The sequence below is a fragment of the Paraburkholderia heleia NBRC 101817 genome, from assembly GCF_000739775.1.
Classification (GTDB): domain Bacteria; phylum Pseudomonadota; class Gammaproteobacteria; order Burkholderiales; family Burkholderiaceae; genus Paraburkholderia; species Paraburkholderia heleia.
Window position 1 is genome coordinate 1 of record NZ_BBJH01000001.1, and the last position, 21,626, is coordinate 21,626.

Genomic DNA, 21,626 nt, shown 5'->3' on the forward strand with positions numbered 1-21,626 from the left:
CTTCTGCACATGCGCTTGCATGCCGGAAGCGAGAAATATGCACAACCGATGGAATGACCGCGCGCGCAGCGACGCACCGCGCCCTCTATCTCCGCCGCAAAGACGCTTGCGAGGGAGCCTTGCGTGCTTCGCGTGCACGCCGCCGTCTGGCACCGCATCTCGCCGAACTCCCTTGTCCAGCCGTTTCTGTCCTGACAACAAGGAGAATTCATGAAGTCGTCCAAAACGTGGGGTGCGGTTTTCGCCGTCGCCGCGATCGTGGCCCTGAGCGGATGCGCGACGGAGTCGTCGCGTTCGCTGCCAGTGCCGCCTGTCACCAGCGCGCAACGCCCTGCCGTCGGCAAGCCGGTGCAAATCGCTGTCGGCAAGTTCGACAATCGCTCGAGCTACATGCGAGGCATCTTCTCCGACGGCATCGACCGCCTAGGTGGCCAGGCAAAGACCATCCTGATCACGTCGATGCAGCAAAGCGGCCGCTTCAGTGTGCTCGATCGCGACAACCTCGACGAGATCCGCCAGGAAGCGGGCTTCACCAAGAAGGCCCAGGCGATCAAGGGCGCCAACTATGTCATTACCGGCGACGTCACTGAGTTCGGTCGCAAGGAAGTCGGCGATCACCAACTGTTCGGCATTCTTGGCAGTGGCAAAAACCAGATCGCCTACGCGAAGGTAAGCATCAACGTTGTCGACACCACGACTTCAGAAGTCGTCGCATCCGCGCAGGGCGCGGGCGAGTACAGTCTTTCGAACCGCGAGATCATTGGCTTTGGCGGCACCGCGAGCTACGACTCGACCCTCAATGGCAAGGTGCTCGAGCTCGCGATCCAGGAAGCGGTCAACCATCTGGCCGACCAGGTCGACGCCGGCGCGCTGCGCAGCGCACACTGACTACCCACGTCGTGTGCGTTTCAGGCTGGTACAGAACAACTACTCAAATGGGGTTTTCATGAAATACACAGGCACGCTTCGGGGACTCTGCCTGCCCATCACGGCGGCAACGCTGCTGCTCGCAGGCTGCGCGAACACCACGCCGTCTCTCTACCAGTGGAGCGGCTATCAGCCCGAAGTCTACGACTACTTGAAGGGCGAGAAGGCGCCGCAGCAACAGATCGATGCGCTCGAGAAGTCGCTGCAGGAGATCCGCGCGAAGGGCAACATGCCGCCGCCCGGATTCCATGCGCAGCTGGGCTTGCTCTACGCGAACGTCGGCAACGACGCGCAAGCCATGCAGGAATTCGACGCCGAGAAGCACCTCTTCCCAGAGTCGTCGACCTATATGGACTTCCTTATGAAGAAACCGAAACAGCAATAAGCGAGCGTACCGATATGTCCAGATTTTCAACTCTCAAGCTCTGGCTGGCTCTGTTCGCGTTCGCATTGCTGGCCGCTTGTGCACAGCCGGTCAGGCACGTGGATTACACAGCGTTCAAGAACGCGCGACCGCGCTCGATCCTCGTATTGCCACCCGACAACGCGACGACGGATGTGAATGCGTCGAACAGCATGCTCTCGCAGATGACAATGCCGCTCGCCGAGGCGGGCTACTATGTGATTCCGGTCGCGGTCATGGAGGAAACGTTCAAGCAGAATGGACTGACGACGGCAGGCGATATCCAGCAGACTCCACCGGAGAAGTTGCGCGAGATATTCGGTGCCGATGCGGTGGTGTACTCGAAGATCACGCAATACGGGACGCAATATCGTGTGATCGATAGCGCGACAGTGGTGACGGCGACGGCGAAACTCGTCGATCTGAAAACCGGCAAGGTGCTCTGGCAAGGCGCGGCAAGCGCCGACAGCAACGAGGGCAATAACAGCAGTGGCGGCGGCCTGATTGGCATGCTGGTGATGGCGGCGATCAAGCAGGTCACGAACTCGCTGACCGACAAGAGTCACGATATCGCGGGTGTCACGAGCTATCGTCTGCTGCACGCGGGCCCCCCGACAGGCCTGCTCTACGGTCCGCACTCGCCGAAATACGGCACGGACTGACCGGCGCTCGCGTCGCATAAAGAAAAAGCCCGCCACCGGAAGGTGACGGGCTTCTTTATTTTCCAGCTCCAGGGAGCGCCGCGATAAACGCGCTTAGCGCTCCAGGAACGGCCGCAGCTTGTCCGCGCGGCTCGGGTGCATCAGCTTGCGCATTGCCTTGCTCTCGATCTGGCGGATACGCTCGCGCGTCACGTCGAACTGCTTGCCCACTTCTTCGAGCGTGTGGTCCGAAGTCGTGTCGATGCCGTAACGCATGCGCAGCACCTTCGCTTCGCGCGGCGAGAGCGCCTTGAGCGCCTCGTCGATGGCAGCGCGCATGTTCGCGTGGATCGCGGCATCAGCCGGCGAGGCCGAACCTGCGTCCTCGATCATGTCGCCGAGCGTCGCGTCGCCGTCGTCGCCCACCGGGCTTTCGAGCGAAACCGGTTGCTTGGCGATCTTGAGGATGCCACGCACCTTCTCTTCGGTCATGCCCATACGCGCGGCGAGGTCCGCCGGATGCGCTTCCATGCCCGTTTGCTGCAGGATCTCGCGCGAAATGCGGTTGAGCTTGTTGATCGTTTCGATCATGTGCACCGGCACGCGGATCGTGCGCGCCTGGTCGGCGAGCGCACGCGTCACGGCCTGACGCACCCACCACGTCGCGTACGTCGAGAACTTCCAGCCGCGGCGATATTCGAACTTGTCCACCGCCTTCATCAGGCCGATGTTGCCTTCCTGGATCAGGTCGAGGAACTGCATGCCGCGGTTCACGTACTTCTTCGCGATCGAGATCACGAGACGCAGGTTGGCCTTGACCATCTCGCCCTTCGCTTGACGCATCTTCGATTCGGCGACGGTCATGCGGCGATTGATTGTCTTGATCTGCTGCAGCGACAGCGATGCGGCCGCTTCGATCTCGGCAAGCTTGCGCTGCTCTGCCTGGATAGCCGGCAGGCTGCGTTCGATCGCGGGACCGTACTTGCTCGACGCGGCTGCGGCGCGCACGCCCCAGTCCAGATCGGTCTCGTGGCCCGGGAACTGCTCGACGAAGGCTTCGCGCGGCATGCCGCAGCGATCGACGACGATGGAGAGCACATTGCGCTCGAGCGCGCGAATCTGCGCGACCTGATCGTGCAGCAGCGAGCACAGGCGGTCGATCGTGCGGGCCGTGAAGCGGATCGGCGCGAGTTCCGTCTGGATGTCGGCGCAGATCTTCATTTCCGAGGCCGAAGCGCGCGCATTGGCGTCCGTCGTGCAGGCCATCTGTTCGAACAGCGCGCGAACGCGCGCGAAGATCGCGAGGCTGTCTGCCTTCAGCTGCGCGAGCAGGGCTTCGTTCGCCTTGCTGTTGTCGCCGTCGCTGTCTTCGTCGTCGCCCGAGTCGTCCGAGTCCTCGTCGTCCGATGCCTGCGCTTCGACTTCTGCGTCTGCGTCTGCGTCGGCCGAAGCCGGTTCCTGTGCGGCTTCGTCACTGCCGATGCCGTCGACGAGTTCGTCGATGCGCATTTCGTCAGCCGCGACGCGGTCAGCGTCGGCGAGGATGGTCGCGACGATCGACGGGCATGCCGCGATCGCCTGGATCATTTCCTGGAGGCCGTCTTCGATGCGCTTCGCCACTTCGATTTCGCCGGCGCGCGTAAGCAGCTCGCTCGAGCCCATTTCGCGCATGTACATGCGCACGGGGTCGGTCGTGCGGCCGAATTCGGAGTCGACGGTCGAGAGCGCGACTTCGACTTCTTCGTCGGCTTCGTCGTCGGCCTGCTGGTCGGCGCGGGAATCTTCGTTCAGGAGCAGCGTGTCGGAGTCGGGCGCCTGCTCGTACACCTGCACGCCCATGTCGTTGAACGTGGCGACGATCGTTTCCAGCGCGGCCGTCTGCGCGAAGTTGTCGGGCAGATGGTCGTTGATGTCCGCGTGGGTCAGATAACCGCGTTCGCGGCCGAGCTTGATGAGCGCCCGCATTTGATGCTGGCGTTTTTCGAGTTGCGAGCCTGCGTCCATGGGCGTCGTATCGCCGGTCTTGTCTTTGGACGAGCGGCGTGCGGGGCGGGCAGACGAGGTCAGCGCGTCGTCCCGGTCATGGCTTGTCAATACATTCTCCTCGAAGGGATAGCCCGACAAGGGCAAAAAGGGTCACGCGCCAGCGGCGTGGCGTCCTGGCGATGACGAAATTGCAGGGGAGTGGGCGGGGGCGCATGCCGGTCCCGCCAAGCGAGCGCCAAACGTCTGAAGACGTGGCAGCCTGGATTTTCGTGCAATGCAGAAAGACCGCGTATGGTAGTGCGTTACGGCATGCGAGGCAACCTGAATCGTCGTGTTTGCGGCACATTGTCCGCTTTCAGGGTCGTATCGCTCGATAGCGCTCCACCTTACCTATTTCCTACATAAGCCCCTTAGACCATTTTTCAAGCGAGAAGTTCACGTATTTGTCACTCGCCTGGGCACATGGCTCGCTGTTATTCCCCCGCTACATCCCCGTTGTCCGATCGCCATGCGTGGCGGCGCTCAAGCACGAATCGCGACAATCCGTTGAACGCGTTTGCCGGAGGAGCGGTTGACTGCCGCCTCGTCGAGCGCGATGCTCGTGCCCTCGAGCGCGCCGGTGACGAGCGCCGGGTCAAAGGCACTGTATAGACGTCCCGCTGCGTCGCGCGCGCTGTCGCTATCGGTCACGCGCCAGCTCAGATAAAGCGTGCCGCCGGGTTTGAGCAGTTCCACAAGGCGGCGGCAGGCCGCGCCGATCTGTGCGACGGGCAAATGCATGATCACGGTCTCGCAGAGGACGTTGTCAAAGCTCGCGGCGGGCACACCCTTCAGTTCAGGCAACGTGGCGAGACCGAAGGCGTACTGCGGATGTTCTGCGGCGGCCCTGGCGATCAGACCCTCCGACGCGTCGTAGCCCGTCGTCGGATAACCATGGGCGTTCAGCCACGCTACGTCGCGGCCCGAACCGCAGCCGATGTCCGCCGTCCTTCCCTGAGGCCGGAAATACCGGGTGAGACGCGCATAGAGGTCGTCGGGCGCAGGCTGGTTCGCCCATTCGGCGGCGTAGCTTGCGGCGCCACTCGTGTACGTCTCGATCGTCATGGAGTCCATATGGGGCTCGCTGTTCGTGTGACAAGAGGAAAGGACGCTTCGAGACTAGCCGATCCACGCGACGCCAGGCAGTAGCGCGGCGATACCGGTATGGCCGCTGCCACGCTCGCCAGTGGCAAGGCGCTCGCCGTACGCCGCGTCAGGGCGGGAATTCGTCGTATTGGGGCAGCGTGTCGTCGATCTCGAACCACGGCGCTTTCGAGCGCACGAAGATATGGCCGGCGGGCCGGATGTCCGGCGGATCGGTCAGCGTGCCGAGCGTCACGTGAACGTACGCTCCTTCGCGCACGACTGAATAGAGCAGCGAGCCGCAGCGGCCGCAATGGATGTCGTGGGCGCCCTGCGGATCGCCGTAGACCAGCGTCTGCCCTTCGCCTTCGGTGAGTCGCAGCGCTTCCCTTTCGATGCCCGCAAACGGCTTGAACGCGGAACCTGTAGCGCGGCGGCACTGCGAGCAGTGGCAATTGAATGCGTAGCGGAATGCATTGGCTACCGCGTAGCGCACGGCGCCACAAAGGCACTGGCCGCGCAGCGTGGCGGGAGCATTCGTGTGGGTGGGAGCAGTATCGGCGGACATGATGGACGCGGTGCTCGCGCGGCAAGTGTCGAACGTTGCGCACGGGCGGCTGCCGTGTGTGCCTTCACATCATACGATTGAGTCACCTGCGGCGCAGGAAAACGCAAAGGTCACCACATATGGGGATCGGCCGGCGAGTCATCGCCTCCGCACCGTCCGTGGCGCCCCTGGAACCCCGAAATGCACAGCGAATTTCCCATAGGCGGTTACCTTTCGCGCTCTGGCACAACGCACCGCTTAAGCCCAACGAGGCGAATCTACGCGCCCCGCTCCCTCAGCTCCTTCAATCCCTTGATGACGACGAGCAGCGCGCGGCCGTGCTCTTCCGAGCCGTCCCATGCCTCGACGATCGCATTGCGCAGCAATTCGTTGTAGGCGGCCGCGTACCGGCTGGACGGCGGCGCGTTCACACCATAGAAACTGCATAGCTTGTTGAATGACGCGCTCCGGCGCACCCGCCGCCCGTTCGACGTACGAAGACGCGAGACAGTAGGCTGGCTGACCCCGGAAAGGCGCGCAATTTCGCTGGAAGAGCGTGAATCGTCCGATAACCGCCGCAGCAGTTCCTGCACTGGAAAATAGGTTTCTGGGGCTTCCATGTCATGCATTATACCTATACAGTAACGGTTATTGAATTGTTCGCCCAAATCGGCGGGCGGCTGCACTCCGAGGAAGTCGATGGCACTAAAACACCTACCGCCCACGTTTTGCTGGTCCCGCATCGGGTCAGAGGCTGGCATGGATCTCCCCACACTGATCCTGCGCAAGGAGTGGGAGCGCCGGCAGGGCGGCGGGCGGTTCCTGTGGGGCATCGGCCAGTCGCTCGGCAATAGCGCCCAGGTTGCCGCGCTGCGCACGGGGTCGCTTCTCGCCCTGTTCTCGCCGCCGGCGAGCCGCCCGCGCACGAGGCAAGACAAGCGCGGCAAACGTGCTGGCATGGTCGTTTGGAATGCGTGGGTCGACGCAAGCGGCCAGGTGCGCCAGCTTCCGCAGCACGTGTTTGTCACGAGCAGCGCTACGCTGCCCTCGGGCGCGGCGCGCGAGCATCACTACGCGCTCGTGTGCGTCTCGCCAACCGAACTCAGCGTCGGGAGCTCGCTGCGCGTGGTTCCGGAAAGGCTGCGCAGCGTAAGCACGGCGAAGCCGCCAGGCCGCTCGCAGGGTACGGTGGTGGTGGATTGCCTCGAGCGCGCCGCCCAGGCGGGCGGCAAAAGCCATCCGCTCGTGTTCACGGCGGAGCTGGAGGCGCCGTACTTCGTGCGGCTCACGCAGCCTACGCTCGTCAAGGCGCGCGAGCTCGCGGCAATTCACGAGGCGTCGCGCATGGGCGACTTCGACACCTACGCAGATCTCACCCAACGCGTGCGCAGCGAGGCCTGCGCGCAGCAGGCGCGCGGCGTCACGCGCGATCTCTTCGACGTGCCGCCTGCCGAACATGCGGCGTCTTCACGGCCTGGCGGCGCAAGACCGCACCACGTCTCCCGGGCGGGCGACTGGACGCAGCTCACAATGGAACTCTTCCATGGCGATTCCCATCCGTTCACAAGAGGCCGAGGCCGCGCAACGCTTTTTTGAGGCGAGCCGCAACGTCGACCGGGCATTTCGCGCCCTGCGCGCCGGGACCCATGACCACGTCGCCGCGCCGCTCGCCTATGGCGCCGCGCAATCGCGGCTCGACCATGCACTCGACGAGCTGGCGCGTGCCGAGGCGTTGTTCGATTCGGTGACCGAAGTCCAGCTGCGCAAATCAAGGAATAATCAGGATTGCTGAGGAATCGGCCGCGAACATGCGGATGCGATCTTCATTCATCTCGCCATTTTTGCCGTCGATCACGGTCTCCCGGACTCGAGCGGCTATCCCCAGGTTGACGTGAATCAACTGGCGAGGGTGTATTTGCGAGTCTAGTTCCAGTTAATTACGCACTGCGGCGCCAGCAACTGACAATCTATGGTGCCCCAAATGCAAGTTTGTCTGGATGACATTTCACTCAGGCGCGGCTCATGAAAGCGCGTTTGGCCGGGCAGACATGCCCGAGCTGCGAACGCTGTCCGGAAGCCACTGCGGGATTCCGGGTTGCCTGGGGAGGGAGAAATGGGCTGGAATCGCCGATACAGTCTGGTCAGTCACGTGCGCTCTTCGCTCTGGATCGTACCGCTCGTCGCAGTCATCGCCGCCATGATCCTCAAACGCGTTGCCGTTGCGCTTGGCGAGTGGCTGGTCAAAGCGCATGGGTATGATGTCCAGAACGGGTTCCTTTCCGTGAGCGCTGAAGAAGCTCACGCGATACTTGACCGCATCTTTACGCTCAACCTGTCATGCCTGGTATTCACGTTCAGTTCCTTGCTCGTTGCGATCCAGATCGCGGGCGGGCAATATACGCCACGCATCATCGCGACGACCCTGCTCCGCAATAACGTGATCCGCTGGGTGGTGGGACTCTTCGTCTTCTCGATGCTCTGGACCCACAGAACGATGACCGAACTCGGGCAGAGCGACGTCATACCACAATTACAGGTGGCCCTTGCGACCGCGATCGGGCTCGCTTCACTCGTCGCATTCATCCTCCTGATCGACTATTCGGCACGACTACTGAGGCCGGTGAGTCTCGTGGGCCGCGTCGCCGAGCAGGGGTTCACTGTGATCCGCAACGTGTACCCCGATCAGCTACCCGATCAGGAGGAATCCACATCGTCGGACGATGCTGCAGTGGCGGAAGTCGACAGGGCACGGACAAAGCGCGAGCCGGCCAATCGCGTGGTTGTCCTTCACGGTAGATCCGGGGTCGTGCTGGCAGTCAATCTGTCGGGGTTGGTGCTAGAGGCGCAGCGTGCCGACTGCTTTATTGAATTCGCGGTACAGGTGGGAGATTTCGTAGCAACCGACGAACCGCTATTCTATTTGTATGGCAATTCCGGGGCATTGAGTGATCTTCGGTTGCAGAGCCTCGTCGCGCTCGGTTCGGAGCGGACGATGGAGCAGGATCCCATGTTCGCGTTTCGTATCGAGGTGGACATTGCGCTGAAAGCGCTTTCGCCTGCCATCAATGACCCGACGACTGCCGTGCTTGCGATCGATCAGTTGCACAGACTGCTACGGATGGTCGGGAAACGGTCGCTGGCAAATCGGGAAATCTACGACCAGGACGGGCAGCCTCGTGTGGCCTTCTACACGCCCGACTGGGAGGACTATGTCCATATCTGCTTCAGGGAGATCCGCATCGCGGGAACCGGCAGCATCCAGATCGACCGGCGCCTGCGCGCCATGATTGATAACCTCACGATGACGCTTCCCGTCTCACACCACGCCGCATTGCGCCGCGAGCTGGACCTGCTTGATGCGGCGATCGAGTGCGAGAAGATCTTGAAGGAAGATGCGCTATTGGCGCGCGTCGGGGACACACAGGGGATCGGTGGTTCGTCTGTCGCGTCCAGCGCCAGAAGCCGGCCACGACACGTTGTTGGCGTGCCCCCGGGCCGGCAGTCAGGGGTTAGCGACGGGAGCGCAAAACGGTAAAGCCCTGGTTGCCTCGCAACAGGCGACGCTGCACGCGCTGCAGCCTGTAACCGGGAAACCGAAGCCGACCGGATTGCCCGGCGTCCAGTCGTTCGGGAAACTCGGTGTGGGAGATCAACGGCCGACCTCGACGATCGATGCCTTCGCAAATGCTGCCTGTGTCGCCTGTGCCGATATCGAGGCTGCTGGTCAGACGAGGCAGGTTGACCTGCATCAATATCAGGGGAGGCCACCTGATTATCTTGAGTTTAATTACCCGAGCGTTCCGGCAAGCCGTAGTCTCTTCATATGAACGCAATCCAGGGCTCGGCGAATGGTGTGTCGGCGTTTCCCCGATACCGGGAACGTGCGCCGTTGCCGCAACGTATTGGTGAAGACGCGCAGTAACGAGGTGGAGACATGGACAAAGCCGTTTCACGCAAGGTGATAAGTGCGACAGCGGAACATATAGACACTTACCGCACGCCAGACGAGCGCTCATCAGACGGACGAATTATCCGTGACTCGGTCCCACGCTCATCGCAGGCAGGATGGGAAACGCCTGCGAACCGCCGCAATATCATTGAAATTCTGAATGAATCGAGTGAAGGCCGACTTCCCCATCTGATACCGATCCGCTACGGCCGGATGGCGGCGTCGCCCTTTGCCTTCTATCGCGGTGCTGCTGCCATCATGGCAGCCGATCTCGCTGAAACGCCTACGAGTGGCATACGTGTCCAGGCTTGTGGCGACGCGCACCTGATGAATTTCGGTGGTTTTGCAACACCAGAGCGCAACGTGATCTTCGACATCAACGATCTCGACGAGACGCTGCCTGCTCCGTTCGAGTGGGACCTGAAGCGTCTCGCAGCGAGCGTGGCGATTGCCGGCCAGCATCTGGAATTGCCATCCAGCGATACCGCACGCATCGCCGTCGATCTTGTGCGGGAGTATAGGGAGCGTATGCACGATTATGCATCCATGCGGGTGCTCGACGTCTGGTATGACAGGATCGATCTGCAAAAATATCAGGACCGCACGGGAGATCCCGAGATAGTCGAGGCCGCGCGCAAGCGGTTTGCACAGCGAATCGAAACTGAACGCCAAAAGACCATTCCAGACCATCTGTATCCGAAACTCGTGTCGGAAGAGGGAGAACACCCACGCATCAAGGATGAGCCGCCCCTCATGTTCCATCCCGCTGGAGAATTTGCGCCAGGCCTTGCGTCAGGTTACTCGGAGGCCATTGCATCTTATCGGCAGAGCCTCCCGGAACACGTACGGAGCCTGTTCGACCGTTTCCATTTTGTCGATCTGGCGATGAAGGTTGTGGGGGTGGGGAGTGTCGGAACAATGTGCGGCGTAGGTCTGTTCATGGCATCCGACAACGATCCGCTGTTCCTGCAGGTCAAGGAGGCGAGGGCATCGGTGCTCGAGCCATACGCAGGCAAGAGCCTGCACGCGAATCACGGAGAGCGTGTCGTTGCCGGACAGCGGATCATGCAGTCGGCGAGCGACGTTTTTCTGGGGTGGACTCGCGGAAAGAACGGGCGGGACTTTTATATCCGGCAGCTTCGAGACATGAAGCTGTCCGTCGTCATCGAGGACCTCGACACAGGCGCGCTCAGACAGTATGCACGCATGTGTGCACACGCCCTGGCGCGTGCTCATGCGCGCTCGGGCGATGCGGCGACGATGGTGGGCTATATGGGTTCAGGTCAGACCTTCGACGATGCGATCGGCGAATTCGCAATGGAATACCGGGCACAAAACCGGCTCGACTATCGTGCGTTCATTCAGTCGATCCGGGAAGGGCGGATCCAGGCGGCGAGAGAGCAATAGGCCGGAGGCGGTGCCTGCCTGATATACACGTTCGCACGCGCGCCGAAACGAGGTCGAGACGACGAGAGGGCGGAGAGCTCGGCCTGCGCGAAGGCTGCACGGGGCGAAGTTGCCGCAAACCAGGGGTACCCCATCCGGTCCGGGCCCCCGGGAGGAGAGCGTGATGGATGAAGAGCATGTTCCCGTCGTGAGTACTGACGCGACTTCCCCTGCCAAAGGCTGGCGCGCGATACTCGTGCCGGCGCAGTGGCTGCCGGATTACAGGTTGCCGTGGCTTTCATCCGATCTCGTCGCCGGGGTCACGCTAGCTGCGTATGGAATACCCGTGTCGCTTGCATATGCGACGCTCGCCGGTTTGCCGGCCCAATACGGCATTTACTGCTACCTGGTCGGCGGCATCTTCTACGCCTTTTTCGGCACCTCCCGCCAACTGGCCATCGGGCCGACTTCGGCGATTTCGATGCTCGTGGGCGTGACAGTCGTGGACATGGCAGGCGGCGATCCCGAGCGGTTCGCCTCCATTGCCGCATTGACGGCGATTCTTATCGCAGTCATGTGCCTGATCGGCTGGATTCTGCGGCTAAGCTCGCTCGTCAATTTCATTAGTGAAACTATCCTGCTTGGTTTCAAGGCAGGCGCTGCACTGACCATAGCGCTGACCCAGTTGCCGAAGCTTTTCGGGGTTAAAGGAGGGGGAGAGCAGTTCTTCGACCGCATTTCGATCCTGATCGGACAGCTTCCTGACACACAGCTCGTTGTACTTGCTTTTGGAATCTGCGCGCTGGTCCTTCTGGTTCTTGGCGAAAAGTTTCTGCCAGGGCGACCGGTCGCGTTATTCGTGGTCGCGCTTTCCATCGTTCTGCTATCGCTGACGCCGTTGGGCGCCATGGGATTCAAGGTCGTCGGAGCATTGCCACGTGGCCTCCCGGTTTTTCATCTGCCCTCGCTTCGCATCAGGGACGTAGATGGCATTGTCCCATTGGCGTTTGCCTGCCTGCTATTGTCATATGTGGAAAGCGTATCGGCTGCTCGCGCAATCGCGCAGAAAAACGGCTACGAAATCGATCCGCGTCAGGAGCTGCTGGGGCTCGGCGCGGCGAACCTCGCTGCAGGTCTTTTCCAGGGGTATCCCGTCGCGGGCGGCCTGTCCCAGTCGTCGGTCAACGACAAGGCTGGCGCAAAGACTCCGCTTGCGCTGGTATTTGCTTCAATAGCGATTGGACTGTGCCTGATGTTCCTCACAGGCCTGCTGACCAACCTGCCCAACGTCGTACTGGCAGCCATCGTGCTGGTGGCCGTGAAGGGCCTCATTGACCTTCGGGAATTGCGTCATCTCTGGCGAGTCAGTCGCTATGAGTTCATGGTTTCGATGGTTGCGTTCGTTGCCGTCCTGTTGCTGGGCATTCTCAAAGGGGTGATCTTCGCCGTGCTGGCGTCAATGCTTCTGCTAATCAGGCGTGCCGCCCATCCGCATGTGGCGGTACTTGGGCGCATTCCCGGTACGCACCAGTATTCGGATATCGAGCGCCATGCCGACAATGAGCAGGTTCCTGGTGTGCTGATGTTCCGCGTCGAGGCGTCGCTGCTTTACTTCAACGCCGACCACGTACGGGCTGCGATGACGGCGAAAATCCAGTCGGCGGCCTGGCCCGTGAAACTGGTGATACTGGATCTCTCGAACTCGCCCGCGGTCGACATCGCGGGCGCCAGGATGCTGGCGACCTTGCACACGGACCTTGTCAGTGCAGGAAGGCGGCTGCGCATCGTGGCTGCGCATGGCAGCGCGCGCGATATGTTGCGCGCCGAAGGGCTGGAGGAACTCGTCGGCGACATTAGCCGGCTAGTCTCGGTGGACGACGCGATCGAGACTTACTTGCACGAAATGGATACGACAAGCAGCGATGCTGCCGACACGGCGTCGAGAGTGCGGCCGGGTTCAGGTGCAGCGGTTCAATGACGACGAATGTCAGCGTAACGGATCGGGCCTCGAGGCGATGGTGTACATCGCGAAAACCGGGCGCTAACGCGAGGCCGCTTTCTGGCGCGCTGCACCAGGTTCTTTGTCTGTCGGCAGATGGTAGACGCGACGGTCAATGGTCGAACCAGCGATATTGCAGGGCGACCGTGACAGTCTGAAAATTGCCCGCAGCGCGCGTTACGAAGCCGCGCGAGTATGCGAATTTGGCCGACCAGCCACGGCCGAGCGGCACCGCGAGCGTGACGCCGCCGCGCACGTTGGCCTGCCGACTGCCGTTCGGCACTCCATCGATGCTCGTGCTGCCTCCCAGTGCGTAACCGAGGTCGACGGCAAGCCATAAACCAGGCAGGAAGCTGTACCCGCCATGCAACTGTGTGACCGTGAGCAATGCCTGGCTTTTGTCGTGCCCATTAAAGTAGTTCGTGTTGTTCGTGAAGAACCAGGCACCGGCTGAAGCCTCGAAGAACCAGTTCCCCCATGGTTGTGAAAACCCGAGCTCGGGTTTGAATGCCCAGCGATTATTGCCTACGTTGACAAGGTGAGAGGGTATGTACTGGCCAGTCGGTGCCTGGATTGTGAGGCTCGCCCCGAGCGCGGTGCGAGGCTCTGTCTTCGCGAACGCTTCCGGGGACAGCGCGGGGTTGCCGATCAGATTTAGCGCGAAGCGTATCTGCATGTCACCGATGCCAGCCCGATGAACTGCGGTCGGCGCATCAATGACGAGACCACTGAGGTCGCCGCTTACGAAAGGCACACCAACCCCGATCGACGCCGTGCGGCCCGCCAGTGCGAACGTATGGACGTAGCCGAGCACGAAGTTGTTGATTTTCGCGCTGACGCCGCTGATGGGTAGCGACGGGTCGGTGAGGACGTCGCCGCTCACGTGCGAGTAGCCCGCAACGACGAAGTTCGTGCCAATCGGGGAGGGTGAGTAGGTTCGCGGTTCCAGTTCTTGCGCTTGTGATGCGCCTGCTCGCCAGAGAAACGCGGCGCAGCAGCACGCATACTTCCAGCGAGCGGATCGCCTGCTCATGGCGGTTCAGTCCGGCGTGTCGCCAACGCGCAGTGCGCGCCGCGTGCTTCGTACGGTTGGCCTCCCAAGCTAAACTACAGGATAACAGTGCCGCTCGGCGCGATGAATAGGACTTTGGTCCGATTGCCCGGCGGCAGGCCCATATGCAGCCGTGCGGTCCGGGAGAAGCGAGAATTGGAAGGCGCTGGAGTCGTCACCTGCCGGCCCTTGACCACCGGACTCCCGGGTCGCGTGTCTGGCGTGTGGCGGCACAATGAATGTCGGTACGGTGTCACTTAAAACGGTCTACGGCTAACTCAACCCTTTTCCCCCTCCACCGGCAGCTCCAGCACGGTTGCCACGAGTGGCCAGCGCTTTGCAGCCGCCTGCCAGGCATCCTCGGCCTGAACGTCGAGATAGCGGTCGCGGTCCACGCCCTCGACGAGACGCGCGAGCGCGTCGATATCGCTCGGCAGCGCGGGTCCACTGCGCGAATGCCGGCCTGCCCCCCACAAGCGCATCGCCATTATTTGCCCTCCACCCACACGCCGTCGGGCGTATGGATCACGTAGCCGGTCGGCGTCGTCATCGTCACCGTGCCTTCGTTTTCGCCGACCATGCGCGTTTGCGGCAGGTTGTTCGCGTACTGCGCGAGCGGCGGCGCGCCGGTGGCGAACGGGCTGTGCGCCACGAGATTCGACAGCAGCTGCGCGAGCGCGAGATAGCTCGTGGGCGTGTCGATCGTCGTCACGCCGCCGGTGTGCTCGCTGCCGGCCGGCAGACCGACCACCTTCACGCCCACCGGCACGTGGATGATGTTCGGCGTGGGGATCTCGCGCATGCCGGCGATCTGGTTCTCTTCACCGCGCAGCGCCGCGCCGTGCTCGGGTACGAACACGATGACGGCGCGCCGACCCGATTGCGCGACGAGATCGATCAGCTTGTCGACGTCGCCGAGCAGATTCTGCAGGCGGATCGGGTACGACTGCAGGCTCGTGAGATTGGTGTTCGGAGGCGGCAGGCGGTTGCCGTCGTGCATCGAGACCGTGTTGTAGTAGAGCGCGACCGGTCCGCCGCCCGCCGCAATGCGCTGCTTGTACCAGCGCGCGAGCACGTCGTAGTCGCCGACCAGAGGGGAGCCGTCGAACTCCTTCATCGCTGCCGGCAGGCCGTCGTTCGACGGAATCGTCACGCCCGGCACGCCGATTTCACTTGTCACCGTGCTGCGGAAATTGTCGAAACGGCCGTTGTGGTTGAGCAGCGCCTGCGGCGTGTAGCCCGCCTGCGCGAGCTGCGCGAACAGGTGGCACTCGGGCGGCGCGGGGTCGTAGAGGGCCTTGTGCGGCTCCTGCCCGCAGCTCGCGCGCAGCACGCGGATCGCAGCGGGGCCGCTATAGCTCGCGGCGGAACTGAAGTTCTGGAAGATGTAGTCGAAGCGCGAGAAGAGCGGGTTGTTGCGCATCTTCACGAGATCCAGGTCGTCCCACGAGAGCGAGCAGATGTGCACCACGATGATGTCGAACTGCGCGTTCGCATCGGTGGTGAGCGGCGTGAAGTTCACGTGCCGGCCTTCCTCGTTGGCGCGGAACGCCGCGAGCTGCTGGTCGTAGCTGCCCGACTGCTCGTCGCGCTTCTTGCCCGTGCCGCTGTCCTCGTCGCCGTTGCTGGCGAGCGACGCGCTGGCGGTGGCATTCGCCACGAACGTGCCCACGCCCTGCCAGACCGGCATGACGACGAGCGCGATCAGCACGAGCGTCGTCACGCGCACCCAGCGGTTGACGAGGAAGTAGAGCAGCACGGCGATCACCGCCCACACGACCATCGAAAGCGAAATTACGCGCCGCGTGAGCTCGAACATGTACGAGGGCGTGAAGGTGAGGAGCACGGGGATCTGCGAGATCGCCCGGCCGATGTCGGGCATGCTCGACTCGTGGTACGCAATGGCGAAGCCCACGATCACGGCGAGCACATTGCGTGCGATACGCAGCCGCCGCAGGTGCAGCGGCACGAGCAGCAGAATGACGAACGCGAAGTTCATCCACCACCCGGGCTTGAGCGTGCCGATCGAGTAGAGATACAGCTTGGCGAGGAAGTAGAGATTCCAGAGACCCATAGTGTTTCGCGTTCCAGGGGTAGCGGCTTGATGTGGCAGTTGCGGTTGTCAGGGCTGGCGGACCTGGCCGGCGCGGCGTCGCGTGAAGAAGTTTTCCAGCGCGTCGAAGAACGCGTCGATGAGGCGCATGTAGCCTTGCCAGCTCAGCTCGATCAACTGCATGAGGCCGTGCAGTGGTGCGTCGGAGGGCGGCACGTCCTCCCACTCGAGCCAGGCATCGGCGCGGCCGAACGTGCATTCCACGAGCTTGCGCTCCATTTCCATCGTCATGCTGGTAAAGCGCACGCCGAGGCGCCGGTCGGCGAGACGCGCGACCACGGCGGGGAAGTCGTGCTCCAGCACGCCGCGCGCGAGCGTCACGTTGATGCGCTCGCCGGGCTCGAGCTTCGCTACGGCGTCGGCAGGCAGCATGAGGCCGAGGCCGCCCATCGAATAGTTCTCGGTCTTGCAGGCGAGCGTGCGGCCGTCGGGCAGCGTGAGCATGGCGGGCACGCGCAGCGGAATGCGGTGCGCCACGCGCACCTGCTTCGCCTCCTTGGCCACGCCGAGCGCGAGCCCGAGAATGGTGAGATTCACGCCGGCCCAGAAGAGGTTCATGAACACGGTGGCGGGCTCCTCGGACCGCCAGATCGTGAGGCGGCCGATGCCGGCGAGCACAGAGCACACGTTGATCGCGAGCAGCACGAGATAGGGCTTCGAAATCGTCCAGTCGAGATACTCGTGTTCGATATGGCCGCCCTTCGAGGTCACGTTGAACTTGCCGAGCTTCGGATTGATGAGCGCCATGGTGGTGGGCAGCACGATGTACCACGCGAGCACGGACTCATAGGCTTCGGCCCAGAACGAGTGCCGGTAGCGCCCCTGGATGCGCGAGTTGGCAATCGCGGCAATCACGAGATACGGCACCACGTAGGCGAGGATCACGGGCGCGGGCGTGTTGATCACGTGCAGTCCGAAATACAGGTACGCGCTGGGCATCACGAGGAAGATGAGCCGCGGGAAGCCATAGAAGAAGTGCAGCATGGCGTTGCTGTAGCACATGCGCTGGAAGAACGAGAGCCCCTTGCCGATCCACGGATTGTCGACGCGGAAGATTTGCGTCATGCCGCGCGCCCAGCGGATGCGCTGGCCGATGTGATCGGCGAGGCTGTCGGTGGCGAGGCCCGCCGCCTGCACGGTGCGCAGGTAGGCCGACGTATAGCCGTGGCGATGCAGCCGCAGCGAGGTGTGGGCGTCCTCGGTCACGGTCTCGGTCGCGATGCCGCCAATGTGCTCGAGCGCCGAGCGCTTGATGACCGCGCACGAGCCGCAGAAGAACGTGGCGTCCCAGAAGTCGTTGCCGTCCTGGATCAGCCCGTAGAAGAGGCTGCCTTCGTTGGGCACGCGGTGGAATGTGTCGAAGTTGCGCTCGAACGGATCGGGCGAGAAGAAGTGGTGCGGCGTCTGCACCATCGCGCATTTTTTGTCGGCGAGAAAGACGCCCACGGTCGTTTGCAGGAAGGAGCGCGTGGGAATGTGGTCGCAGTCGAAAATCGCGATGTACTCGCCCTGCGTGAGCGGCAGCGCGTGATTGATGTTGCCGGCCTTCGCATGCGTGTGCTCGGTGCGCACGATATAGCCCACGCCTGCTTGCTCGGCGAAGCGGCGGAATTCGTCGCGCGTGCCGTCGTCGAGAATGTAGACACGCAGCTTGTCGCGCGGCCAGTCGATCGAGCTTGCCGCGAACACGGTTGGCCGCACCACCGAAAGCGGCTCGTTGTAGGTCGGAATGTAGAGGTCGACGGTCGGCCAGTCGGCGGGGTCGTCGGGCAGCGGCTGCGGCTTGCGGCGCAGCGGCCAGGCGGTCTGCACGTAGCCGAAGATCAGCACGATCCACGTGTAGAGCTCGGCCGCGTAGAGGATGTAGCCGACGACGGCCTCGGCGGGGCTCGAAAGATGCAGCGTTTGCGTGCTGCGCCACCAGACGTAGCGGCCCGTCATGAGGATCGAGAGCATCACCATGAGCGTGGTGGCGAGACGCCCCGGCAGGCGGCGCGCGATCATCACCACGACGTACACGAGCAGGAACAGCAGCACCTGGCCTGCGAACGGCAGAGGCGTCGTGCACACGGCGATGGCTGCGACGAACGCGAGCCACAGGAGGCACTGGCGCAGGAAGGGCACGCTGTCGAGCGCCGCCGAAAGCGTCTCGAGGCGCTGCTCGATGCCTTCCCACGGCACGTCGGGCAGGCGCGCGCCGACTGCCGCGCTCGCGCGCGCGGCGCGGCGATAGACGGGTTCGAGCCGCCTGTCGAGCCACGCGCGCAGCGCGAAGCGATGGTGCCCCTGCGGCGACTTGTGGAGCTTGCGCAGATCGGCGGCGAGACGCTGACGCGCGCGCCGCGGGCGCAGGAAGATGTGCAGGAGCCACGCGCCGACGCTGCGGTCGCGGCCCATGTTCAGCCGCTGGCCGATGTCCTTGCCGAGCTGCGCGAAGGCGAGCGCAGGCACGTCGCGCTCGCCTTCGCGCGGCGGCCGGAAGAAGGCGCGCAGCAGCCACTGGGCAAGCGGCGCGTCGGGCGCGAGATTGAGCTCGGGCGCGCTCAGGCGGCGCAGTGAGGCCCAGAATGCCGTCCACACGGCGACGATACGCTCGCGCATCATGGCGCGCTCCCGCGCGCAGCATGTTGCGCGAGCAGTTCGTCGGGTGCGTCGAGGCTCGCGCCCGTGCTCCAGTACGAGAGCCACGAGGCGATGCCGTGAAGGTCGTGCGCGGCCTGTGAGCTGGGCGCGCTCAGGCAGAAGTTCTCGCCGGCGGCGAGCGCGGCGGGCACGCCGGTGTCTGCATGCACGAGATATGGGAGCATGGCGGCGCCGAGGCGCGCGCGCAGCAGTGAAACGACGTCCATATGCAACTGGCGCGCCGGCACGACCGCATTGGCGACGAACACGCTGCGCTTCTGTGCGCGCACGAGCGCGGCGATCAGGCGCGGCAGCGTCGCGCACGCCGTGGCGCAGGGCGTGAGGACGCCGAGTACGAGGTCGGCGGCCTCGATCGCCTGGCGTGCGTGCGCCGAGGGCCACGTGCCGGCATCGACGAGCGCGATCGTATGCGCCGGCAGGTCCACGCGGGCGAGCAGTTCGCGCAGCCAGCCGGGGCGCGCGTCGAGCAGGGCGCCGGCATCGTCGTCGCGCGGGTCGCCGGAGGCAGTGCCGTCAGCGAGGCTGCCCCACGGCAGCACGAGCACGCCGTCGTCGCTTTGCAGCGCGGCGCGCGACCAGGCGTCGTCGGCGCCGGGGCCGCCTGCCAGATGCGTGACGAGCCCTTCGCGCGCGCTCTCGCGCAGCCCGAAATGGAGCGCCAGCACGTTGCGCGGGTCGCATTCCGCGGCGAGCGCAACATGTTCGCGCGTCGCCAGCAAACCGGCGAGCGCCGCGGTGAGGGTGGTGCGGCCCGCACCGCCCACGCTGGAGACGATGGCGATGGTTTTCATCGGCGCGGTCCCGTCTGGCTGAAGCGGCGCTGTCCGCGAATCAGCAGGGCGTCGACCTGCGGCGGGAGCTGCAGCGGGCGCGAGCGTGCGGGGCGCAGCCACATGGGCACGAAGCGCGCAAGACGCAGGCGCCAGCCGATCCAGTAGAGCGGCACGGCAAGTATCAAGCCCCAGACGAAGTAGCCGAGGAAGAGGTTCATGTCGCTCTCCTATGCTTTGAGCGGCAGCGGCGCGCGCTGCGGCGCGGCTCGCGGTTTCGCGCGGTCGGTGCGCGCGGTGGCGTCGAGCGCGGGCAACAGGTCGCCGTTTATGGGAGCGATGCTGACCGGCACTGCGGGTTCCGGCGCCGCGCTTTCTGTCGTGGCTGTCATGGCTGGGCCCGGCGCGATCGCGGCAGCCGCGGCCGGCGGCACGGTCTGGCCGCTGGCCTGCACCGGGACGGCCGCGGGCGCGGCGGGCTGCCCCTCGTTGATCGCGAGCCAGCCCGAATAGTCGGGCGGCGGCGCGGTGTCGATTTCCTCGCTGAGCGTGGCGAGCGCCTGCGTGATCGCGCGGCCGTCGCCGTAGCGCTCCTCGCCCTGGAACAACTCAGCGAGCGGCCGCTGGAACACGCGCTGGCACACGGCGTCGGCGTCGCTCATGCGGCACGCGAAGAAGAACACGTAGAGGCTGTCGCCGCTCGCCGTCACGATGTCGCCCGCGCGGCGCAGATGGCACGCCTTGAGCGCATCCACGTGCGCCACTTCCGGCATCAGCGCGAGGCGGATCAGCACGCTCGGCAACTGGATCACGCGGCTGCGCTCCACTGCCGCGCCCACGAGTTCGACGAAGTGCGCCGCGCCCACGTAGCCGCTCTCCTCGCCATGCACCACGGCGGCGAGCGCCGCACGGTAGTCGGCGGGCATGGGCCGCGAATACACCTGGCCCTGCAGACTGTCGACGATGGCCTCGACCTGCGCGAGCGGCGTCTGCCTCGCGATCACGCGGTTCGCGCCGAGGTTGAGCATGAGCGACTCGTAGCGCATGGCCACGGCGTCCTCGCGCACGATGATCTTGAGCGCTTCGCCGCACTGCAGGCGCAGCGTATGCACCTGCTCAGCGAGCGTTTCGAGGTCGCGGTTCACGCTGAAATCGAGAATCACCGTGGCCGCGACCGAGGTGCGTGCAGCGGCCACGGCGGCCTCGTTGTTATCGACGATCTGCCAGGCCGGCGGCAGTACACGCTCGTGCAACATCGCGTCGCGCGAAACGATCACGCGGCCTTCGTCGGGCGCGAGCAGGCCCGCCTCGCCGATCTCGGTTTCGAAGGTGCCGCCGGAAACCGTGAGCCGGTGATCGGCGGCGGAAAAGCGCAGCGGCACGCTCTGGCTGCCGTGCACGGCGTCGGCCGTGCGCCAGAACGCGACTTCCCAGTGATACTGCCCCTGCACCTGGTGCAATTGCGCGGCGCCCGCGAAGCGCGCCTGGAAGGCGCCCAGCTCGGGATGCTCGTGATCGTCGCCGAGGCCGGGCGGCGCTGCCACCATCAGCACGCCGTGTCGATGCTGCGCGCACCAGCCCGCGAGCTGCGCGCCCTGAGCCGCGAGCACGGCGGAGTCCTGCCAGTCGAAGAACGCCTCCGCGCCTTCGATGAAGAACTGGCTTTCGGGCGCGGCGCACTGCCCGGCCAGCGCGTTGAGCGCTTCGATCAGCACCTGCGCGCCGTCGCGTTCGGGGAGCGGGCGCAGCGCGCATACGTTTGCCCACGCATGCGTCGAACCGCTCCTGTCGAGATCGACGCCATGCTCGCGCAGCGCAGCCGCGAGGCTCGCGCCGTCGCGCGTGGAAAGGACGGTGGCGGGACCCGTGAGCGCGGCGGCGGCGGTTTGCCAGAAGAGCGCGTCGCGCGCGGGCGAGGCGCTCGCGTAGACCACGTGCACCTGGCCCGCGCCGAGCGAAGCGAGCGAGGCCGGCAGGCCGTCGATCGCGAGCGGCTCGCGGCGCGCGAGCCGCGAGAACAGCGAGCGGCGCGTATGGCGGGCGGCGCCGGCGGGCGCAGCGGGAAGGGTGGCGGGATCGTTCATCTCAT

General features: G+C 64.2%; 19 protein-coding genes. 8 read left to right on the forward strand and 11 right to left on the reverse strand.

Annotation, left to right across the window (positions count from 1 at the left end):
- The first annotated feature begins 210 nt into the window (after positions 1-210).
- The 3 genes from BHE01S_RS00005 to BHE01S_RS00015 are packed head-to-tail and all read left to right on the forward strand — an operon-like array spanning position 211 to position 1,992.
- On the forward strand, positions 211-888 hold the full coding sequence (locus tag BHE01S_RS00005; protein WP_042259179.1) for a CsgG/HfaB family protein: 678 nt from the start codon (positions 211-213) through the stop codon (positions 886-888).
- A gap of 58 nt (positions 889-946) precedes the next feature.
- A complete protein-coding gene (locus tag BHE01S_RS00010) occupies positions 947-1,312 on the forward strand; it encodes a DUF4810 domain-containing protein (RefSeq protein ID WP_042259181.1) in 366 nt (121 codons plus the stop codon).
- Between the two features lie 14 nt (positions 1,313-1,326).
- Complete coding sequence (locus BHE01S_RS00015) at positions 1,327-1,992, forward strand: DUF799 domain-containing protein (protein WP_042259182.1); 666 nt, start codon at positions 1,327-1,329, stop codon at positions 1,990-1,992.
- 93 nt (positions 1,993-2,085) lie between these two features.
- On the opposite strand, the gene rpoD is transcribed toward BHE01S_RS00015, so the two are convergent.
- From rpoD to BHE01S_RS38270, 4 genes are all read right to left on the reverse strand, one after another.
- Positions 2,086-4,065, reverse strand: a complete 1,980-nt coding sequence (gene rpoD, locus BHE01S_RS00020; protein WP_042259370.1) for an RNA polymerase sigma factor RpoD — start codon at positions 4,063-4,065, stop codon at positions 2,086-2,088.
- A gap of 414 nt (positions 4,066-4,479) precedes the next feature.
- Positions 4,480-5,070, reverse strand: coding sequence for a class I SAM-dependent methyltransferase (locus BHE01S_RS00025; RefSeq protein WP_042259185.1), 591 nt, complete (start codon positions 5,068-5,070; stop codon positions 4,480-4,482).
- A gap of 139 nt (positions 5,071-5,209) precedes the next feature.
- A complete protein-coding gene (locus BHE01S_RS00030) occupies positions 5,210-5,647 on the reverse strand; it encodes a GFA family protein (RefSeq protein WP_042259187.1) in 438 nt (145 codons plus the stop codon).
- A 257-nt stretch (positions 5,648-5,904) separates the two neighbouring features.
- Entirely contained in the window at positions 5,905-6,246 is a 342-nt protein-coding gene (locus BHE01S_RS38270) for a helix-turn-helix domain-containing protein (RefSeq protein ID WP_042259189.1), read from the reverse strand.
- Between the two features lie 79 nt (positions 6,247-6,325).
- Here BHE01S_RS38270 and BHE01S_RS00040 point away from each other — a divergent pair, with 79 nt between their 5' ends.
- From BHE01S_RS00040 to BHE01S_RS00060, 5 genes are all read left to right on the forward strand, one after another.
- Positions 6,326-7,222: a hypothetical protein gene (locus BHE01S_RS00040; protein ID WP_084068425.1), complete on the forward strand. Its 897-nt coding sequence runs from the start codon at positions 6,326-6,328 to the stop codon at positions 7,220-7,222.
- Positions 7,170-7,418 (forward strand): hypothetical protein, encoded by a 249-nt coding sequence (locus BHE01S_RS00045; protein ID WP_042259191.1) that lies wholly within the window; start codon positions 7,170-7,172, stop codon positions 7,416-7,418. Before BHE01S_RS00040 ends, BHE01S_RS00045 begins: the two co-directional genes overlap by 53 nt.
- 321 nt (positions 7,419-7,739) lie before the next feature.
- Entirely contained in the window at positions 7,740-9,161 is a 1,422-nt protein-coding gene (locus BHE01S_RS00050; RefSeq protein ID WP_042259193.1) for a DUF2254 domain-containing protein, read from the forward strand.
- Between the two features lie 399 nt (positions 9,162-9,560).
- The gene (locus tag BHE01S_RS00055) at positions 9,561-10,982 is read left to right on the forward strand and encodes a DUF2252 domain-containing protein (RefSeq protein ID WP_042259195.1); all 1,422 of its coding nucleotides are present in this window, start codon (positions 9,561-9,563) and stop codon (positions 10,980-10,982) included.
- Between the two features lie 163 nt (positions 10,983-11,145).
- The gene (locus BHE01S_RS00060; protein ID WP_042259196.1) at positions 11,146-12,939 is read left to right on the forward strand and encodes a SulP family inorganic anion transporter; all 1,794 of its coding nucleotides are present in this window, start codon (positions 11,146-11,148) and stop codon (positions 12,937-12,939) included.
- A 133-nt stretch (positions 12,940-13,072) separates the two neighbouring features.
- Here BHE01S_RS00060 and BHE01S_RS00065 read toward each other — a convergent pair whose 3' ends face one another.
- The 7 genes from BHE01S_RS00065 to bcsE all read right to left on the reverse strand — a co-directional run bounded on the left by BHE01S_RS00065 (position 13,073) and on the right by bcsE (position 21,621).
- The gene (locus BHE01S_RS00065; protein WP_042259199.1) at positions 13,073-13,993 is read right to left on the reverse strand and encodes a transporter; all 921 of its coding nucleotides are present in this window, start codon (positions 13,991-13,993) and stop codon (positions 13,073-13,075) included.
- A gap of 296 nt (positions 13,994-14,289) precedes the next feature.
- Positions 14,290-14,499: a BcsR/BcsP family cellulose biosynthesis protein gene (gene bcsR / locus BHE01S_RS00070; RefSeq protein WP_245639588.1), complete on the reverse strand. Its 210-nt coding sequence runs from the start codon at positions 14,497-14,499 to the stop codon at positions 14,290-14,292.
- A complete protein-coding gene (bcsG, locus tag BHE01S_RS00075; protein ID WP_042259201.1) occupies positions 14,499-16,085 on the reverse strand; it encodes a cellulose biosynthesis protein BcsG in 1,587 nt (528 codons plus the stop codon). The genes bcsR and bcsG overlap by 1 nt, the downstream gene beginning before the upstream one ends.
- 48 nt (positions 16,086-16,133) lie before the next feature.
- Positions 16,134-18,728, reverse strand: a complete 2,595-nt coding sequence (gene bcsA, locus BHE01S_RS00080; protein ID WP_245639589.1) for a UDP-forming cellulose synthase catalytic subunit — start codon at positions 18,726-18,728, stop codon at positions 16,134-16,136.
- Entirely contained in the window at positions 18,725-19,558 is an 834-nt protein-coding gene (gene bcsQ / locus BHE01S_RS00085; protein ID WP_042259203.1) for a cellulose biosynthesis protein BcsQ, read from the reverse strand. Before bcsQ ends, bcsA begins: the two co-directional genes overlap by 4 nt.
- Complete coding sequence (locus BHE01S_RS00090) at positions 19,555-19,758, reverse strand: hypothetical protein (protein WP_042259205.1); 204 nt, start codon at positions 19,756-19,758, stop codon at positions 19,555-19,557. Before BHE01S_RS00090 ends, bcsQ begins: the two co-directional genes overlap by 4 nt.
- A gap of 9 nt (positions 19,759-19,767) precedes the next feature.
- Positions 19,768-21,621, reverse strand: coding sequence for a cellulose biosynthesis protein BcsE (gene bcsE / locus BHE01S_RS00095; protein ID WP_052405607.1), 1,854 nt, complete (start codon positions 21,619-21,621; stop codon positions 19,768-19,770).
- Between the last annotated feature and the right edge of the window lie 5 nt (positions 21,622-21,626).

What these genes read in the sequence shown, in the direction of transcription:
- BHE01S_RS38270 (WP_042259189.1), bottom strand. Translation starts at nt 6,246, where the DNA reads ATGGAAGCCCCAGAAACCTATTTTCCAGTGCAGGAACTGCTGCGGCGG.
- BHE01S_RS00005 (WP_042259179.1), top strand. Translation starts at nt 211, where the DNA reads ATGAAGTCGTCCAAAACGTGGGGTGCGGTTTTCGCCGTCGCCGCGATC.
- bcsG (WP_042259201.1), bottom strand. Translation starts at nt 16,085, where the DNA reads ATGGGTCTCTGGAATCTCTACTTCCTCGCCAAGCTGTATCTCTACTCG.
- BHE01S_RS00050 (WP_042259193.1), top strand. Translation starts at nt 7,740, where the DNA reads ATGGGCTGGAATCGCCGATACAGTCTGGTCAGTCACGTGCGCTCTTCG.
- BHE01S_RS00045 (WP_042259191.1), top strand. Translation starts at nt 7,170, where the DNA reads ATGGCGATTCCCATCCGTTCACAAGAGGCCGAGGCCGCGCAACGCTTT.
- bcsR (WP_245639588.1), bottom strand. Translation starts at nt 14,499, where the DNA reads ATGGCGATGCGCTTGTGGGGGGCAGGCCGGCATTCGCGCAGTGGACCC.
- bcsQ (WP_042259203.1), bottom strand. Translation starts at nt 19,558, where the DNA reads ATGAAAACCATCGCCATCGTCTCCAGCGTGGGCGGTGCGGGCCGCACC.
- bcsA (WP_245639589.1), bottom strand. Translation starts at nt 18,728, where the DNA reads ATGATGCGCGAGCGTATCGTCGCCGTGTGGACGGCATTCTGGGCCTCA.
- BHE01S_RS00065 (WP_042259199.1), bottom strand. Translation starts at nt 13,993, where the DNA reads ATGAGCAGGCGATCCGCTCGCTGGAAGTATGCGTGCTGCTGCGCCGCG.
- bcsE (WP_052405607.1), bottom strand. Translation starts at nt 21,621, where the DNA reads ATGAACGATCCCGCCACCCTTCCCGCTGCGCCCGCCGGCGCCGCCCGC.
- BHE01S_RS00060 (WP_042259196.1), top strand. Translation starts at nt 11,146, where the DNA reads ATGGATGAAGAGCATGTTCCCGTCGTGAGTACTGACGCGACTTCCCCT.
- BHE01S_RS00055 (WP_042259195.1), top strand. Translation starts at nt 9,561, where the DNA reads ATGGACAAAGCCGTTTCACGCAAGGTGATAAGTGCGACAGCGGAACAT.
- BHE01S_RS00025 (WP_042259185.1), bottom strand. Translation starts at nt 5,070, where the DNA reads ATGGACTCCATGACGATCGAGACGTACACGAGTGGCGCCGCAAGCTAC.
- BHE01S_RS00040 (WP_084068425.1), top strand. Translation starts at nt 6,326, where the DNA reads ATGGCACTAAAACACCTACCGCCCACGTTTTGCTGGTCCCGCATCGGG.
- BHE01S_RS00015 (WP_042259182.1), top strand. Translation starts at nt 1,327, where the DNA reads ATGTCCAGATTTTCAACTCTCAAGCTCTGGCTGGCTCTGTTCGCGTTC.
- BHE01S_RS00090 (WP_042259205.1), bottom strand. Translation starts at nt 19,758, where the DNA reads ATGAACCTCTTCCTCGGCTACTTCGTCTGGGGCTTGATACTTGCCGTG.
- BHE01S_RS00010 (WP_042259181.1), top strand. Translation starts at nt 947, where the DNA reads ATGAAATACACAGGCACGCTTCGGGGACTCTGCCTGCCCATCACGGCG.
- BHE01S_RS00030 (WP_042259187.1), bottom strand. Translation starts at nt 5,647, where the DNA reads ATGTCCGCCGATACTGCTCCCACCCACACGAATGCTCCCGCCACGCTG.